Raw genomic sequence first — 16362 nt, forward strand, 5'->3', positions numbered from 1 at the left:
AGTGACTGCTTTTTTTCTATTGGAGAAAAAAGTGGTTTTTTTGTATTGTTTTGACGTTGAGACAAAGGAGGTTCATTTCAAAAAATTTTCCCCAAAATAAAATAGACGAATGCGAGGATGAAAAAATGAAAAAATTTACTTTAACAATGATGACTTTAGGTTTAGTAGCAACACTTGGATTAGCAGGGTGTGGTAAACAGGAAAAGAAAGCAACTACCTCTTCTGAAAAAACAGAAGTAACGTTACCAACCAAAGACCGTAGCGGCAAAGAAATTACTTTACCCAAAGAAGCAACCAAAATTATTTCTCTAGTGCCATCAACAACAGAAGTGATTGAAGACTTAGGTAAAACCGACCAATTAATCGCAGTTGATACTCAAAGTAGCACAATGATGACTGATTTAAAAAAATTACCACAAATGGATATGATGGCTGTCGATGCAGAAAAATTGATTGCCTTGAAACCACAAATTGTTTATGTGAATGACATCAATTTAGCTAGTTCAGAAAGTGTTTGGAAACAAGTGGAAGATGCTGGAATTACAGTCGTTAATATCCCCACTAGTACAAGTATCAAAGCAATCAAAGAAGACGTCCAATTCATCGCGGATAGCTTATCTGAACATGAAAAAGGACAAAAGTTAATCAAAACAATGGATCAAGAAATCGACGAAGTAGCCAAAATTGGGAAAACTATTAAAAAACCAAAAACTGTTTTGTTTGAAGTGGCTGCCTTACCAGACATTTATAGTTTTGGTAATGGGACATTTTTAAATGAAATGATTGAAACAATTGGGGCAAAAAATGTTTTGGCAAATGAAAAAGGCTGGTTACCAGTGACAGAAGAAGCGGCCATTGCTGCAAAACCAGAAGTCATTTTAACCAATGTTAACTATATGAAAGATCCCGCCAAAGAAATTTTAGCTCGTAAAAACTGGGAAAGCGTTCCAGCAGTTCAAAACAAAGAAGTTTTCGAAATTGATAATATGTCTAGCTCTTTACCAAATAACCACATTACCAAAGCATTAAAACAAATGGCAAAAGCTGTTTATCCAGAGGAATATAAGGATTTAAAAGATGAGTAAAAAAACGTGTCTCATACTGATGCTCTTGATCAGTATGAGCATGCTCTTTTTGGGTATTAAAATTGGAAGTGTTCAGATTTCGTTAACGGATTTGCTTCAAATTTTAGTGAAAAAGACGGTTTCAGAAGACGGGATTTTAGAGGGAATCATCTGGAATGTTCGGTTACCGCGTGTCGTGATGGCCTATCTCGTGGGCGCAGGCTTAGCAGTAAGTGGCACGGTGATGCAATCGCTCTTAGGTAATCCTTTAGCTTCTTCGTATACTTTGGGCGTATCAGCGGGAGCATCCTTAGGCGCTGCGTTAATCATGGTAACTGGAGTAACTGCTTCGATCTTAGGGGCATTTTTATTGCCTTTAACTGGTTTTATCTTTGGCTTAGCAACGGTCTTTTTAGTTTTGTTATTTACGCAAACAATGGATAGTCAAATGTCCAATCAAACAGTTGTTTTAGTGGGGATGATTATGACCTTGTTTGTCGGTGCTATTTTGACGTTGATTACAGCACTTTTCCAAGATTATTTGAAACAATTAGTCTTTTGGCAAATGGGTAGTTTTTCTGGCAGTAATTGGCAAAAAATTGCTATTTATTGTCCAATCTTGCTTGTCAGTAGTCTGTTTCTTTGGTTTGATGCCAATGCATTGGATGTTCTTGGCTTAGGAGAAGAACATGCGATGTTAGCGGGAGTAGAAGTCAAAACAGCAAAACTACGCATTATTCTTTTGGCTAGTTTACTAGCAGGAAGTGCGGTTTCATTTGTCGGTGTGATTGGTTTTGTTGATTTAATAGCACCACATATTGTCCGTCGCTATCTAGGGGCGACTCATCGCTGGTTGATTCCCGGTTCAGCAATCTTAGGTGGGACCATCATGGTAATAGGGGACACAATTGCCCGCACGATTTTATCACCAAGAGAAATTCCCATCGGGGCCGTAACAGCCTTGATTGGAGCGCCATTCTTCTTGTATATTTACTTTAAAAAAAGGGGCGTTGCTGCATGATTGAATTAAAAGAAACAGCTGTAACACTCCAACAAACCCCCATTTTAAAAGATATTTCCCTCGTTTTTCCGACAGGTAGTAAAACTTGTATTTTAGGTCCAAATGGTTGCGGTAAAACGACACTTTTAAAAACGATTGCCGGACTTGTCCCTTATAGTGGTTCTGTTTTAATTGATGGTCAAGAAGTTCATGGACAAAAGCGGAAGGAATTGGCAACGAAAGTAGCGATGATGAGTCAATTCACGACAGTTGCTTTTGATTATACGGTTTACGAAACAGTTTTGATGGGGGCGTATCGACAACAAGCACAACGTTTTTTACCGATTGTTTCTAAACAAGAAAAAGAACGAGTCCTTTATTATTTAGAACGCACGGGTTTATTGCCTTTAAAAGATAAAGTTGTCAATCAGCTTTCAGGAGGACAACAACAACGAGTATTTTTGGCTAAATTATTTGTACAAGATCCAGAAATTATTTTATTGGATGAACCCAATAATCATTTGGATATTCGGTATCAACAAGAATTGATTCAGCAGTTAAATGAGTGGAGTGCGCAAGAAGGGAAAACGTTAATCGGGGTGTTTCATGATATCCGTTTAGCGTTAACGCTGAGTGAAAAAATTGTGTTTATGAAGCAAGGGAAAGTGGCCGCGCAAGGTGATTTTCAAACGTTGGCTTCAAAAGAATTTTTACAAACGATTTTTGAAACAGATATTGTTTCCTATTTTCAGAAACAACATAAAGTTTGGGAAACTATCCAATAACTTTGACAAGTTTTTTGGAAACAGGTAAGATAAAGGCAAAGAATCAGAAACACAATGGCGTGTTTTAACAAATCGGCAAAGGAGCCCAAGACTAAGTACGTGATGGTACTTGCTTTGGGCTCCTTTTTTATGGAGGTAGCGATGAAACGAATCATTTTAATGGGAGCTATCGGTTGTGGCAAAACCACGTTATGTCAAGCTCTGCAAGGCAAAGAATTAATTTATGATAAAACACAGGCGGTGGAATTTCATACAGAAATGATTGATACACCGGGCGAGTTTATTTTGCATCGGCAATATTATAATGCATTAAACGTCACAGCGGCAGAAGCAGATGTGATCGGTTTGGTTCAAAGTGCTGTAGAAACACAACAAGTTTTTTCACCAGGATTTGGTAGTATTTTCCCGAAAGAAATCATTGGTATTTTAACCAAGATTGATTTAGCACAAGATTCTCAGCAGTTAGAGATTGTTCGGCAACAATTAAAAAGTGCGGGTGCAACAAGAATTTTTGAAATTTCTTCTGTTGAAAAAATTGGCTTGCAAGAATTAGTAGATTATTTAGAGGAGGATGAAGCAGAATGAAAATTTATACAAAAACTGGCGATAAGGGAATGACGAAATTAGTCGGCAGCTCAACCGTCGCTAAGGATTCTGATCGAGTTGAAAGTTATGGAACAATTGATGAATTGAATTCTTGGGTCGGCTACATTATCAGCCAACTTCCACAAGAAAATCAAGAAATTAAAGAAGAACTAGAAGCTTTACAACATTTACTTTTTGATGCGGGAACAGATTTGTCAACACCGATTGAAGCACAACGACCATTTAAATTACAAAAGGAAAGTGTCCATTGGCTAGAACAGCGGATTGATTTCTACACTGCACAATCACCAGATATTGATCGTTTTATTTTACCTGGCGGAACCTCAGCAGCCAGTATGGTTCATGTGGCTCGGACGATTGCACGGCGCGCAGAACGCATCATTGTTCGTTTAAATTGGACAGCCAAAATTAACGAAGAGGTATTAATTTTTACCAATCGTTTATCAGATTATTTTTATGCGTTGGCTCGCTATTTAAATGTTCAAGCACAACGACCTGATGTTTTTTATGAACGAAGCGAAAAGGTTTTCCATAAAATTAAAGAGGATGGATTGTAAACAGTTGCTTTTCTAAAAAACTTATGGTAAATTTCAGATAGATTAAACGAATATTTTATGAAAAATATGAATGGAAGCCAGTGAGAATCTGGCACGGTCCCGCCACTGTGAAGAAGCAAGGTTGCTTTTAAGTCAGGTCTTTTCATTTTTTCATTATTGGGCATGCTGTTTCGAGGCAAAACAGGATGTTTCTTAACAACGCTTGTGTTGAAAATCCAGCCCAAGATATTTGTATTAATCCAATTAATGGCACGAGGAAGTGCTTTTGGGAATTTTGGGCTGGTCTTTCAATGTTGAAGGAGATTTCAGGTACAATGACGTACTGCTATATTCCCTTTTTTTATTGACAATTAATTAAAGGCGTTGTACTCTATGGATAAGGTTTCGTGTACAATGGCGTATACATAAGGAAGCAAAGACGCTTCAGACAGATGATTTTTCGTTTGTTTGAAGTGTCTTTTTGTATTTTATTAAGGAGGAATTTAGATGAAAACAATTCATTTCCCTACCGAACTATGGGTAGGAGAAGGCGCATTAGCCAATTTGGAAACACTTCATGATAAACGTGTTTTCATTGTCACAGATCCATTCATGGTTGACTCTGGATTTGTGAATGAAGTGACAAAGCATTTAACAAAAAGTGAATGGCAAATTTTTAGTGACATCATCCCCGATCCACCAATTGATAAAATCGCTGCGGGAATTAAGCAGTTAGCGACATTTCAAGGAGATACGATATTAGCTTTAGGTGGGGGATCCGCTATTGATGCGGCCAAAGCAATGAAATTTTTTGGCAAACGTACTTTGCAAACTCAGATTGCTGAGTTTATTGCGGTTCCTACAACTAGTGGAACTGGTTCAGAAGTTACGAATTTTTCAGTGATTACGGTTGCAGAAACTGGCACGAAAATCCCGCTTGTAACGGATGAAATTCAACCAGAAATTGCGATTTTAGATACAAATTTAGTGATGAGTGTGCCACCAAAAATCACAGCGGATACAGGAATGGACGTCTTAACGCATGTTATTGAAGCGTATGTTTCAACAGAAGCAAATCCGATTTCAGATGCGTTGTGCGAAAAAGTCGTTCGCCTGGTATTCGACAATTTAGAAATAGCCTTTAATGAGGGTAGCAACCAAGAAGCTCGTGAAAATATGCATTTAGCTTCATGTATGGCAGGGATGGCGTTTAATGTTACTTCGTTAGGCTTGAATCACGGTATTGCTCATGCGGCCGGTGCGCGTTTACATGTGCCACATGGACGAATGAATGCAATGCTCTTACCTGAAGTCATTGCATATAACAGTGGCTTAGCGAATGGCAAAGTCACCAACGAACCAACAGCCAAACGTTATGCGCAGTTAGCAAATTGTCTAAATGATACACAGACAACCAATGCACGGATTGGTGTTCAACAATTTATTCGACAAATCAAGCAACTCCGTCACAAATTAAACATGCCTGCCACTTTTAGTGATTATGGTTTACCAAAAGAAGAAGTCCAAGCTGCGATCCCAAAAATAGCTGAAGGCGCATTGATGGATGGCTGTACCAAAACAAATCCTGTCCAACCAACAGCAGCAGAAGTGACAAAAATTTTAAATTCTATCTTATAAGCGATTGACAGGATGAAATCGATAACATATAATGTGGGTAGCACAACGGCGTGCTTCAAAATTTAAGAGCAAAGAAGCTCCTTAGTAGAAAGCGAAAGTGGAACCTTTACGTTTTTTATTGAGGATTTTTTATTTGCTAAATTAAAGGAGCGAGTCTGGTTGGAAGAAAAACAACGAATGATTCAAGAATATGTTCCTGGGAAACAAGTAACGTTAGCGCACATCATTGCTAGTCCTAATAAAGAAATTTATACAAAATTAGGATTGCCAGAAGGCACCAGCAATGCACTAGGTATTTTGACAATCACTCCGAGCGAAGCGGCAATTATCGCTGTTGATATTGCGACTAAAAGCGGAGATATCCAAATCGGTTTTATTGATCGATTTTCTGGATCGGTGGTCATTTCTGGTGACGTAAGCTCAGTAGAAGCAGCCTTACAAGCGGTGATTGAAGGTTTACAACAGATTTTAAACTTTTCTGTAACTTGTAAAATTACCAGAACATAGCGTTGAAAGGACAAGGGCGTGAAGAAAATGGATGGACGAATTGTAATAGTCGATGATGAACCTATTACGAGACTCGATATTCGTGATATTGTGATAGAAGCAGGGTACGAAGTAGTCGGTGAAGCGGCCGATGGTTTTGAAGCAATTGAAGTATGTAAAAAAACACAACCTGACCTAGTATTAATGGACATTCAAATGCCAATTTTAGATGGTCTAAAAGCAGGTAAAAAAATTGTTCAAGACCAACTAGCCAGTAGTATTGTCTTTTTATCTGCATACAGTGACGTACAAAATACGGACAAGGCTAAAAAATTAGGCGCACTGGGTTATTTAGTTAAACCTCTAGATGAAAAATCATTAATACCTACAATTGAAATGAGCATTGAACGAGGCAAACAAACGCAGCTGTTACTAAATCAAATCGATAAATTAAGTTTAAAATTAGAAGAACGTAAAATTATCGAAAAAGCCAAAGGTATTCTTGTAAAAGAAAATCATATATCGGAAGAAGAAGCCTACCAAATGTTGCGTACGTTAAGTATGAACAAACGCGCACGTATGAGTGAAATTGCAGAATTGATTGTAATGGATGATGAATAAATGAAACGATTAGAGCAATTATGTCACCAATATACCAATCTTTCAGAATCAGACATTAAAGAATTACAACGTACAGCACGTTATCTTTCTTCGACGACACTCTATCAAAGTGCAGATGTTTTTATTGATGTGTATAAGGAAATGTCACAGCAAGCACTAGTCGTTTATCATAAGCCGCCTGCGAAGACAACTTCTTTATATAGCGGAGATGTCGTCGGGATGGAAGCTTTATTAAAAAATGAACCTGGTGTTCTGCGTACCATGCAAACTAGCTTAAATAGCATTGGTTTGTTAGCAGTGACTCAGGAAAATCGTTTGATTAAGCAAAATATCTATCCCATTCGCAATGAACATCGAACGATTGGTGTCATTATTGTCGAGATTGCGGCAGATGAAGAGATTCAAGCGGACTTACAAAAAGAGGAGTTAAATAACTGCCAGTTAGCAAAAGTAGCGAAATCAACTAGTCAAGTCGACGCATTATTTATTGATCAATTGGCAGAAGCCGTTTTGATTTTTGATGCGGCGGGTCACTTATTAATTACCAATCACAATGCACAAGAGCTTTATCGCAAACTTGGTTATCGGGATAATATCATTGGAATGAGCTATGACAATTTGTCCATCGATTATACAACTTTTGAATATGTGTTGTATCAAATGAAATATAAAATGAGTAATCAACCAATTGAAAGCAAAACGACCTACCTTAATTATTATTTTAAGGTTCGGAAAGTGTGGTTGGCATCAGAAGAACAACTGATTATGATTATTCAAGACAATACAGAATTTAAAGAAAAAGAAGCGGAAATTATTTCCAAATCTGTTGCGATTCGTGAAATTCATCATCGTGTTAAAAATAACTTGCAATCGGTGGTTTCCTTATTGCGTATTCAAGAACGGCGAACGCAAAGCCCCGAAGCAAAGAAAGTCCTTCATGAAAGTGTCAATCGAATTATGGCGATTGCAGCCACCCATGAATTGCTGTCAAAACAAGTCAAAGATGACGTTGCTTTACGGCAAACATTGGAAGCAGTGATGTATAATTTTAGACATCTTTTTCAAGGCGCACAACCCATTGAGATGATGATGGATGTTGATCCAGCCATTATGGTTTCTAGCGAACAAATGGTCACCATTTCCCTTGTTGTCAACGAACTATTACAAAACATTTTTGATCACGCATTTGAGCCACAAACAAGTGGCGTTGTTAAACTTAGTGGAACATTAGATAATAAAATGATTACCATTACTGTTACAGATAATGGTAAAGGCTATGACGTTCATCAAAGTAACGAGACCAGTTTAGGTTTGATGATTGTCAAAAGCTACGTAAAAGATAAATTAAAAGGAAAAATTACAATTGAATCCAATAAACAGGGAACTAAAACCTGTTTCTATTTCGAACAGAACACCAGTGATGTTGTTCATTGATTAAGCAAAGGCGCTTAAAGAAAAGTAGAAAGAAATTTTCTAACGATTCTTTAAGTGCCTTTTTGTATGCAAAAGGAGGCGAGTCAGGCGATGTCGAAGGAAACACTTTTAACCGTAGGGATTGATTTAGGGACGTCTACAACCCAATTAGTCTTGTCAGAATTAACTGTTGAAAATTTTGCCTCTGCGTTTACAGTACCACGTATCAGCATTTCTGATAAAAAAGTCATTTACCGAAGTGACATTATCTTTACACCCTTACTTAACCAATCAGAAATTGATGCAGAACCTATCAAAGCGTTTGTAGCGGAGCAATATCGCCAAGCAGGCATTCATAAACAAGATATTCAAATGGGTGCGGTAATTATCACAGGTGAAACTGCTCGAAAAAGCAATGCCAACAATGTGCTACGAGCACTTAGTGGCTATGCAGGTGATTTTGTCGTTGCTACGGCTGGTCCTGATTTAGAAAGTATCATTGCCGGGAAAGGCGCTGGTGCTCAAACTTATTCTGAAACGAAACGCCGACCGGTGGTTAATTTAGATATTGGTGGTGGAACGACAAATTTAGCTGTCTTTAAAGATGGTGAAGTGATTGACACGGCTTGTTTTGACATTGGCGGACGCTTAATTAAATTAGATCAACAACAAAAAATCACCTATATAGCTCCGAAAATTCAAGAAATTATAAATAAAAAAGGGCTAACCTTGCACCTTGGTGACCAAGCCACCGAACAAAACTTACTGCCAATTATTTCGGAATTAGTTGCCGTGTTAGAAAATAGCATTGGCTTGGGGACACAAAGTCCGTTCTACCAGTTATTAGTAACCAACCATCCACTACGAAAAGGTGAGGAATTACCAATTGTAACATTTTCTGGTGGTGTGGCTGATTGCTTAAATACGACAAGTACGAATCTCTTTAAATATGGGGACATCGGCTTACTTTTAGGGAAATACTTGAGAAAGTCACTGATTTTTTCGGAAAAAGAAGTCTTAGAAAGCGCAGAAACAATCCGAGCAACGGTCGTCGGAGCAGGTTCACATACTGCTGAAATTAGCGGAAGCACGATTGCTTACCGTGAGCAAATTTTGCCGGTAAAAAATATCCCAATTCTAAAATTAGCGCAAGAGGATGAAACCCTTACTGTGACAGAATTAGGCCAGCGAATCCAAGAAAAACTCAATTGGCATCGTATTGAAGAAACGCCCCAGATTGCCCTAGCAATTAGAGGCATGAGCAATCCAACATTTGCTGATATTCAACGCTATGGTCAAGGGATTGTGGAAGGATTAGCTAGTTTAGTTGCTGAACAAATTCCCATTATTGTTATGGTGGATGAAGACATGGCGAAAGCTTTAGGGCATGCCTTAAGTGCCCATCTGCCAAAAGACTATCTGTTTATCTGTCTTGACTCGGTCAAAGTAGAAAACGGTGATTATGTAGATATCGGTTTACCAGTGGCAGAAGGAGCCGTCCTTCCAGTCATTGTTAAGACCTTAGTATTTAATTAAAAAGGAGCGACACAAAGATGATTTTAAAAACCAAACTATTTGGCAAAGTCTATCAATTTACATCCGTTAAAGAAGTCTTAGCCAAAGCCAATGAAGAAAAGTCTGGCGACAAGTTAGCTGGCGTAGCTGCTAATTCAGCCGAAGAACGCGTGGCAGCGAAAGTCGTTTTATCGGAATTGTCCTTAAATGACTTGTTTAACAATCCCGTTGTTGATTATGACGAAGACGAAGTGACACGCATTATTATTGACCAAGTCAATATGCGAATTTTTGAAAGTATTAAACATTGGACAGTCGCAGAATTACGCGAATTTATCTTATCTTCGGAAACAACCGATTTTGATATCAAACGAATTTCCCGTGGACTCACTTCTGAAATGATTGCTGCTGTCTGTAAATTAATGTCCAACATGGATCTAATTGTTGGCGCAAAAAAAATCAATATTGAAAAAACCGCCAACACAACGATTGGCCGTCCCGGAACTTTTTCAAATCGTTTACAGCCGAACCATCCAACCGATAATGTCGATGGCATTATGGCTTCAGTTATGGAAGGTCTTTCTTATGGCGCCGGTGATGCTTTAATTGGTTTGAATCCTGTTGATGATTCTACAGAAAGTGTTAAACGAATCTTAAACAAATTTGAAGAGTTCCGTAGCGAATGGGAAATTCCAACACAAACTTGCGTGCTTGCTCACGTAACGACACAAATGGAAGCCATGCGTCAAGGCGCGCCAACTGGCTTAGTCTTTCAATCCATCGCTGGTTCAGAAAAAGGGAACACAGCATTTGGTTTAAATGCAGAAATTTTAGCTGAAGCACAAGATTTAGCACTTCACAGTGGTCAAGCAGCTGGTCCTAATGTGATGTATTTTGAAACAGGTCAAGGCTCAGAACTTTCTTCTGAAGCGAACTTTGGCGCAGACCAAGTCACAATGGAAGCGCGTTGTTATGGCTTAGCCAAAAAATTTGATCCGTATATTGTAAATACCGTTGTTGGCTTTATTGGACCAGAATATCTTTACGATTCAAAACAAGTCATCCGCGCTGGTTTAGAAGATCATTTCATGGGCAAATTAACTGGAATTTCAATGGGCTGTGATGTCTGCTACACCAACCATATGAAAGCTGATCAAAATGATATGGAAAACTTAGCAATGTTATTAGCAACAGCTGGTTGTACGTATATCATGGGGATTCCTCATGGCGATGATGTCATGTTAAATTATCAAACAACTGGGTTCCATGAAACTGCGACGATTCGTGAAACATTAGGCTTACGTCCAATTAAAGAATTTGAAGAATGGATGGAAAAAATGGGCTTAATGGAAAACGGAAAATTAACAAGTCGCGCTGGCGATGCATCTGTATTTATTAAATAAACGAGGTGAGAATACAAATGAACGAAAAAGAATTAAAAGAAATGATTGCCGGAATTTTAACAGAAATGGTCGCTGACAATCAAGCGGTTTCGACTGCCACTGTGACTGCTGAAGAAAAACCAGTCACAACACACGTCACTGAAACGACAGAAATTGAAGAAGGCCTAATTCCTGACATTACTGAAGTAGATTTACGTAAACAATTACTATTGAAAAATGCCGTAGATCCTGAAGCACTATTAAAAATGAAAGCTTTCTCGCCAGCTCGTTTAGGCGTTGGTCGTGCAGGGACGCGTTATATGACTAGTTCAACATTACGTTTCCGAGCAGACCATGCGGCAGCACAAGATGCGGTCTTTTCAGATGTAAGCGAAGACTTGGTAAAAGAAATGAATTTTATTTCTACAAAAACAATCTGTAACAGTAAAGATGAATATTTAACACGTCCAGATTATGGTCGTCAATTTGATGAAGAAAATAGTGAAATCATTCGGAAAAATACGACACCAAAAGCCAAAATCCAAATGGTCGTAGGGGATGGCCTTAGTTCAGCTGCTATCGAAGCGAATATTAAAGAAGTCCTACCAGCAATTAAACAAGGATTAAACATGTACAACTTAGATTTCGACAATGTAGTTTTTGTTAAATATTGTCGTGTGCCAGCAATGGATAAAATTGGTGAAATCACTGACGCTGATGTTGTTTGCTTGCTAGTTGGCGAACGTCCTGGTTTAGTAACAGCTGAATCTATGAGTGCCTACATTGCTTACAAACCAACTGTCGGTATGCCAGAAGCACGGCGGACAGTTATTTCAAATATTCACAAAGGTGGGACACCGGCTGTTGAAGCAGGCGCCTACATTGCCGAAATTATTAAAAAAATGTTAGACAAGAAAAAATCTGGTATTGATTTAAAAGAAGCTGAATAAAGGAGGATTTCTCATGAAAAATGATCGTCTAGGTGCAAATGTCCTAAGTATGAAAGTCATTCCCAATGTCGATCCGGCATTAGCAAAAGAATTATCATTGAAACCAGAACATCGCTCATTAGGAATTGTTACTTCCGATTGTGATGATGTCACTTATGTTGCATTAGATGAAGCAACTAAAGCCGCCGATGTTACTGTAGTTTACGGTAAAAGTATGTATGCTGGCGCAGCAAATGCTTCAACCAAATTAGCCGGTGAAGTGATTGGCATTATTGCTGGTCCGAGTCCTGCCGAAATCAATAGTGGCTTGAGTGTCATTACGCAAGTCATTGAAGAAGAAGCCAGCTTCTATAGTGCTAACGAAGATGACAGTATTGTTTATTTTGCGCATGTAGTGTCAAGAACGGGTAGCTTTTTATCTGAACAAGCGAATATTCCTGAAGGTGAAGCGATTGCTTATCTGATTGCTCCACCGCTAGAAGCAATGGTTGGCTTAGATGCAGCAATGAAAGCTGCCGATGTTCAAATGGGTGTCTTTTATGGCCCACCTTCTGAAACGAACTTTGGCGGCGCCTTATTGACAGGTAGTCAATCTGCATGTAAAGCTGCTTGCAGTGCGTTTGAACAAGTCATTCAAAATATCGCTGACAATCCGTTGAGTTATTAAGGATGTGACCTGAATGAAAGCATTAGGAATGGTCGAAGTCAAAGGGTTTTTAGGTGCCATTAGTGTGGCCGATGCGGCATTAAAAGCCGCCGACGTTACTTTGTTAAAAGCTGAAATTATTAATGGCGGTTTAACAACTGTGGAACTGATTGGTGACGTTGCCGCGGTTCAAGCTGCCGTTGAAGTAGGCACGGAAGTAGCTAAAGAATTAAATTGTTTAATTGCTCATCATGTGATCTCACGGGTTGATGCTCAAACGGAAGTGATTTTATCAGATCCAGAACCCAAGTCAGCACCTGAACCGATGGAACAAATAGAAGTAATTGAAGAAGAGATTGAAACACCAGACTTGGAAGAACACACTGGCACACGCCAAAAATTAGAAACACAACGCGTGGTTGATTTACGCAAACAAGCCTACAAAATGAACCTAAGTAGTTTAAAGAAAAGTGAGATTAAATTTGCCAATAAAGAAGCTTTAATTCAAGCAATCATGGCTGAAATAGAAAGAAGTGAAGACGAGTGGAATTAGTAGATAAAGACTTACGTTCCATCCAAGAAACAAGAAATTTAATCAGAAAAGCCAAAGAGGCACAGCAAGTATTAGCAACATTTTCGCAAAAACAAATCGATGCGATTGTCCAAGCAGTTTCAGAGGCTACGTTTAACCAACGAGAAAAGTTAGCGAAAATGGCCAATGAAGAAACAGGATTTGGTATCTATGAAGATAAAATCATCAAAAATGCTTTCGCTTCAAAAGTAGTATATGACGAAATGAAGGACAAACCTACAGTTGGTGTGATCAATGATGATGCTGCCAAAAAAGTCACTGAAATTGCTGTCCCAGTTGGTGTAATTGCAGGATTAATTCCTTCTACCAACCCGACATCAACAGTCATTTACAAAGCATTAATTTCATTAAAAGCTGCCAACAGCATTGTTTTTTCACCACATCCCAATGCGTTGAAATCGATTATTGAAACAGTAGAAATTATCCAAAAAGCGGCTATTGCTGCAGGGGCACCAGAAGGTTGTGTCTCGGTCATCAAAACGCCAACTATGCAAGCGACCAACGAATTAATGAAAAATAAAGAAACAAATTTAATTTTAGCTACTGGTGGAAACGCAATGGTTAAAGCAGCGTACTCTTCTGGAACACCAGCAATCGGTGTTGGGCCTGGTAATGGACCAGCCTACATCGAACGAAGCGCAAATGTTCCTCATGCAGTGAAACAGATAATGGATTCAAAAACTTTCGATAACGGTACAATTTGTGCATCGGAACAATCAATTATTGTTGAAACTGTCAACCGTGAAGCGGTCAAAGAAGAGTTAATTAAGCAGGGCGCGTATTTCTTAAGTCCAGCCGAAGCCGACAAATTAGCTAAATTTATTTTACGACCAAACGGTACAATGAACCCGCAAATCGTAGGACGTTCCGTTCAACATATTGCTTCATTAGTTGGTTTATCTATTCCAAAAGATCGCCGCTTAATTGTTGCCGAGGAAACACATGTAGGCTTGAAATATCCATTTTCAAGAGAAAAATTGGCGCCGATTATTGCTTTCTATACAGTTGAAAACTGGGAAGCAGCTTGCGCGTTATCAATTGAAATTTTGAAAGGTGAAGGTGCGGGTCATACGATGGGTATTCACACAGAAAACAAAGAAGTCATTCGTGAATTTGGCTTAAGAAAACCCGTCTCTCGTTTGCTTGTTAACACCTCTGGTACACTTGGCGGAATTGGTGCTTCAACTAACTTAGTGCCAGCATTAACACTTGGTTGTGGCGCAGTTGGTGGCAGCTCAACTTCTGATAATATTGGAGTTGAAAATCTGTTCAATTTACGTCGTGTTGCTTATGGCGTGCGTGATTTAGAAGAGATTCGTCAAGAATTTGGTCAAACATCAACCACATCTGTGGCTACTTCTTGCGAAACAACCAATCAAGAAGAACTAGTAAATGCCTTGGTGGCTCAAGTTTTAGCTCGCTTAAACTAACAAGAAACGAGCGAGTAAGAGTAAAACAAATGAATTATTGGATTTAGGGTTTGGGACCTAAGTCAAATTGCTAATTGTCCCAAATTTTTAAAAATAAAACATACATCTTAGGAGGAAATTATAATGTCAAGTACAAATGCTTTAGGAATGATCGAAACTCGTGGTTTAGTAGGTGCTGTTGAAGCAGCCGATGCAATGGTGAAAGCGGCAAACGTTACTTTAATTGGAAAAGAACAAGTCGGTGGCGGTTTAGTTACAGTAATGGTTCGCGGTGACGTTGGTGCTGTAAAAGCAGCAACAGATGCTGGTGCTGCCGCAGCAGAACGTGTTGGCGAATTATTATCTGTCCATGTAATTCCACGTCCACATACAGAAGTAGACGCTATTTTACCTCACGCAACAACTGAATTATAATTTTGATTTTTTGGGGCAGAGGTAGGTTCATTACTTCTGTCCTAAACTTTCATTGAGGAGGGGTGTTATGACAGTTATTACAGAAGATATGCTTCGCAACAAAAGGCTTAAAAAAGAACTAGAAGATGGCACGGATTTTGTGTTTCCTGTAGGCAGTTTTCTGACGCCAGCCGCCAAAAGCTATCTACGCGAGCATCGGATTAATAGCAGCTTCTCTTCAACAAACCCATTGCTTTCTGAGGTTCATTCAGTGAAGGCCTCCTCACAAAAACAAAAACAAGAACATTTATCAAAAGAAACAATTTATGAGATTCGGCACTTAAGCCATCTATTGTATTTGCCTTTCTTAACGAATGAAGCGTTATCAACAGAAGGTTGGTTATATTTCGAACAACAACAACTGTGGTTAGAGAAATTTATTTTAGAACAGTCGCTTGTAATGGAACCAGTCATTTTGGAATCAAAGGTAAGTATTCTAACTAACCAACAGAGACAATGGCGCTATTCCTCAAAAGAAATTCAATTACAACTAGATAAAATTATTCTCCAGTTAAAAGGAGAATCACAACTGTTCGGCCTTTTTCAATCTTGGGCTACAGAATTAATTAGCACCATGGCTGAAATATCACGAAACTAGGAGATGAACAAATTGGATTCAATGAATGAAATTGTTGAAGAAGTTGTTAAACGAATTCAGCAACAACAACAAAATACTTTTGAAGTTGAAGCTTCTGGCCGACATGTTCATTTGTCTCGTCAAGAGATTGATGCATTATTTGGACCAGGATATCAACTAACAAAAGTGAAAGATTTATCACAACCTGGACAGTTCGTTTGTAAAGAACGAATTACGGTTGCTGGACCTAAAGGACTTTTTCAAAATGTGGTTATTTTAGGCCCTGAACGTAGCGAATCACAAGTTGAAGTTTCTATGACGGATACACGTATTTTAGGAATTAACGCCCCAGTTAGAGAGAGTGGCAAGACAGAAGGGACACCAGGTGTCACGCTGATGAACGGATCAGCAGTTGTGACATTAAGTCACGGCTTAATTGTTGCCAAACGTCATATTCACATGACACCCGAAGACGCCTTGAAAAATAAAGTAAGCAATAGCCAAATTGTGCAAGTCAAAGTGGAAGGCACACGTCCGTTAATCTTTGATGATGTAGTTGTGCGAATCAGTCCGCGATTTGCAACGTACATGCATATTGACTACGATGAAGCCAACGCTTGCGGCTTAACCAAAGGAGCTCGTGGCTATATTCTTAAGTAAAAGGAGGA

General features: G+C 38.8%; 18 protein-coding genes and 1 riboswitch. All 18 genes read left to right on the forward strand.

The features are described from left to right. Positions 1–56 precede the first annotated feature (56 nt). The 18 genes from HMPREF2810_RS06580 (at position 57) to eutD (ending at position 16354) form a co-directional block, all read left to right on the forward strand. Entirely contained in the window at positions 57–1085 is a 1029-nt protein-coding gene (locus HMPREF2810_RS06580) for an ABC transporter substrate-binding protein (RefSeq protein ID WP_025192224.1), read from the forward strand. Continuing rightward, positions 1078–2085 (forward strand): FecCD family ABC transporter permease, encoded by a 1008-nt coding sequence (locus HMPREF2810_RS06585; protein ID WP_002361862.1) that lies wholly within the window; start codon positions 1078–1080, stop codon positions 2083–2085. The genes HMPREF2810_RS06580 and HMPREF2810_RS06585 overlap by 8 nt, the downstream gene beginning before the upstream one ends. Beyond that, complete coding sequence (locus HMPREF2810_RS06590; RefSeq protein ID WP_002365688.1) at positions 2082–2849, forward strand: ABC transporter ATP-binding protein; 768 nt, start codon at positions 2082–2084, stop codon at positions 2847–2849. The genes HMPREF2810_RS06585 and HMPREF2810_RS06590 overlap by 4 nt, the downstream gene beginning before the upstream one ends. Before the next feature lie 141 nt (positions 2850–2990). Further along, positions 2991–3434: a EutP/PduV family microcompartment system protein gene (locus tag HMPREF2810_RS06595; RefSeq protein WP_002363995.1), complete on the forward strand. Its 444-nt coding sequence runs from the start codon at positions 2991–2993 to the stop codon at positions 3432–3434. Continuing rightward, positions 3431–4012: a cob(I)yrinic acid a,c-diamide adenosyltransferase gene (locus HMPREF2810_RS06600; protein ID WP_002408470.1), complete on the forward strand. Its 582-nt coding sequence runs from the start codon at positions 3431–3433 to the stop codon at positions 4010–4012. The genes HMPREF2810_RS06595 and HMPREF2810_RS06600 overlap by 4 nt, the downstream gene beginning before the upstream one ends. Before the next feature lie 44 nt (positions 4013–4056). After that, a riboswitch (adenosylcobalamin (AdoCbl) riboswitch) is annotated at positions 4057–4206 on the forward strand. Positions 4207–4498: 292 nt separating this feature from the next. After that, complete coding sequence (locus HMPREF2810_RS06605) at positions 4499–5629, forward strand: 1-propanol dehydrogenase PduQ (protein ID WP_010715227.1); 1131 nt, start codon at positions 4499–4501, stop codon at positions 5627–5629. Between the two features lie 159 nt (positions 5630–5788). Continuing rightward, positions 5789–6136 carry an ethanolamine utilization microcompartment protein EutS gene (gene eutS, locus HMPREF2810_RS06610; protein WP_002345864.1) on the forward strand — a complete coding sequence of 116 codons (348 nt, stop codon included), beginning with the start codon at positions 5789–5791 and terminating at the stop codon, positions 6134–6136. A 27-nt stretch (positions 6137–6163) separates the two neighbouring features. After that, positions 6164–6736 (forward strand): ANTAR domain-containing response regulator, encoded by a 573-nt coding sequence (locus HMPREF2810_RS06615; protein ID WP_002357503.1) that lies wholly within the window; start codon positions 6164–6166, stop codon positions 6734–6736. Continuing rightward, complete coding sequence (locus HMPREF2810_RS06620) at positions 6737–8170, forward strand: sensor histidine kinase (RefSeq protein ID WP_002357504.1); 1434 nt, start codon at positions 6737–6739, stop codon at positions 8168–8170. Positions 8171–8236: 66 nt separating this feature from the next. Continuing rightward, positions 8237–9685, forward strand: a complete 1449-nt coding sequence (gene eutA, locus HMPREF2810_RS06625; protein WP_025192223.1) for an ethanolamine ammonia-lyase reactivating factor EutA — start codon at positions 8237–8239, stop codon at positions 9683–9685. 17 nt (positions 9686–9702) lie between these two features. Next, positions 9703–11067, forward strand: coding sequence for an ethanolamine ammonia-lyase subunit EutB (locus HMPREF2810_RS06630; protein ID WP_002357506.1), 1365 nt, complete (start codon positions 9703–9705; stop codon positions 11065–11067). 17 nt (positions 11068–11084) lie between these two features. Beyond that, positions 11085–11996, forward strand: a complete 912-nt coding sequence (gene eutC / locus HMPREF2810_RS06635; RefSeq protein WP_002363986.1) for an ethanolamine ammonia-lyase subunit EutC — start codon at positions 11085–11087, stop codon at positions 11994–11996. Positions 11997–12009: 13 nt separating this feature from the next. Continuing rightward, positions 12010–12663, forward strand: coding sequence for an ethanolamine utilization microcompartment protein EutL (eutL, locus tag HMPREF2810_RS06640; protein ID WP_010715225.1), 654 nt, complete (start codon positions 12010–12012; stop codon positions 12661–12663). 13 nt (positions 12664–12676) lie between these two features. Then, on the forward strand, positions 12677–13195 hold the full coding sequence (locus HMPREF2810_RS06645) for a BMC domain-containing protein (protein ID WP_002360254.1): 519 nt from the start codon (positions 12677–12679) through the stop codon (positions 13193–13195). Beyond that, complete coding sequence (locus tag HMPREF2810_RS06650) at positions 13186–14664, forward strand: acetaldehyde dehydrogenase (acetylating) (RefSeq protein ID WP_010715224.1); 1479 nt, start codon at positions 13186–13188, stop codon at positions 14662–14664. The genes HMPREF2810_RS06645 and HMPREF2810_RS06650 overlap by 10 nt, the downstream gene beginning before the upstream one ends. Before the next feature lie 123 nt (positions 14665–14787). Continuing rightward, complete coding sequence (locus HMPREF2810_RS06655; RefSeq protein ID WP_002357513.1) at positions 14788–15078, forward strand: BMC domain-containing protein; 291 nt, start codon at positions 14788–14790, stop codon at positions 15076–15078. Positions 15079–15145: 67 nt separating this feature from the next. Next, positions 15146–15715, forward strand: a complete 570-nt coding sequence (locus HMPREF2810_RS06660; RefSeq protein ID WP_010715223.1) for a hypothetical protein — start codon at positions 15146–15148, stop codon at positions 15713–15715. A 3-nt stretch (positions 15716–15718) separates the two neighbouring features. Next, positions 15719–16354, forward strand: coding sequence for an ethanolamine utilization phosphate acetyltransferase EutD (gene eutD, locus HMPREF2810_RS06665; RefSeq protein ID WP_002357516.1), 636 nt, complete (start codon positions 15719–15721; stop codon positions 16352–16354). Positions 16355–16362: the final 8 nt, after the last annotated feature.

It is taken from the genome of Enterococcus sp. HMSC078F03, assembly GCF_001811595.1.
In the GTDB taxonomy this organism is placed as follows: domain Bacteria; phylum Bacillota; class Bacilli; order Lactobacillales; family Enterococcaceae; genus Enterococcus; species Enterococcus faecalis.

Coding starts and splice junctions, on each gene's coding strand:
- HMPREF2810_RS06660 (WP_010715223.1), top strand. CDS start 15,146: ATGACAGTTATTACAGAAGATATGCTTCGCAACAAAAGGCTTAAAAAA.
- eutA (WP_025192223.1), top strand. CDS start 8,237: ATGCAAAAGGAGGCGAGTCAGGCGATGTCGAAGGAAACACTTTTAACC.
- HMPREF2810_RS06605 (WP_010715227.1), top strand. CDS start 4,499: ATGAAAACAATTCATTTCCCTACCGAACTATGGGTAGGAGAAGGCGCA.
- HMPREF2810_RS06630 (WP_002357506.1), top strand. CDS start 9,703: ATGATTTTAAAAACCAAACTATTTGGCAAAGTCTATCAATTTACATCC.
- HMPREF2810_RS06585 (WP_002361862.1), top strand. CDS start 1,078: ATGAGTAAAAAAACGTGTCTCATACTGATGCTCTTGATCAGTATGAGC.
- HMPREF2810_RS06615 (WP_002357503.1), top strand. CDS start 6,164: ATGGATGGACGAATTGTAATAGTCGATGATGAACCTATTACGAGACTC.
- eutD (WP_002357516.1), top strand. CDS start 15,719: ATGAACAAATTGGATTCAATGAATGAAATTGTTGAAGAAGTTGTTAAA.
- HMPREF2810_RS06590 (WP_002365688.1), top strand. CDS start 2,082: ATGATTGAATTAAAAGAAACAGCTGTAACACTCCAACAAACCCCCATT.
- HMPREF2810_RS06655 (WP_002357513.1), top strand. CDS start 14,788: ATGTCAAGTACAAATGCTTTAGGAATGATCGAAACTCGTGGTTTAGTA.
- HMPREF2810_RS06600 (WP_002408470.1), top strand. CDS start 3,431: ATGAAAATTTATACAAAAACTGGCGATAAGGGAATGACGAAATTAGTC.
- HMPREF2810_RS06595 (WP_002363995.1), top strand. CDS start 2,991: ATGAAACGAATCATTTTAATGGGAGCTATCGGTTGTGGCAAAACCACG.
- eutC (WP_002363986.1), top strand. CDS start 11,085: ATGAACGAAAAAGAATTAAAAGAAATGATTGCCGGAATTTTAACAGAA.
- HMPREF2810_RS06645 (WP_002360254.1), top strand. CDS start 12,677: ATGAAAGCATTAGGAATGGTCGAAGTCAAAGGGTTTTTAGGTGCCATT.
- eutL (WP_010715225.1), top strand. CDS start 12,010: ATGAAAAATGATCGTCTAGGTGCAAATGTCCTAAGTATGAAAGTCATT.
- HMPREF2810_RS06620 (WP_002357504.1), top strand. CDS start 6,737: ATGAAACGATTAGAGCAATTATGTCACCAATATACCAATCTTTCAGAA.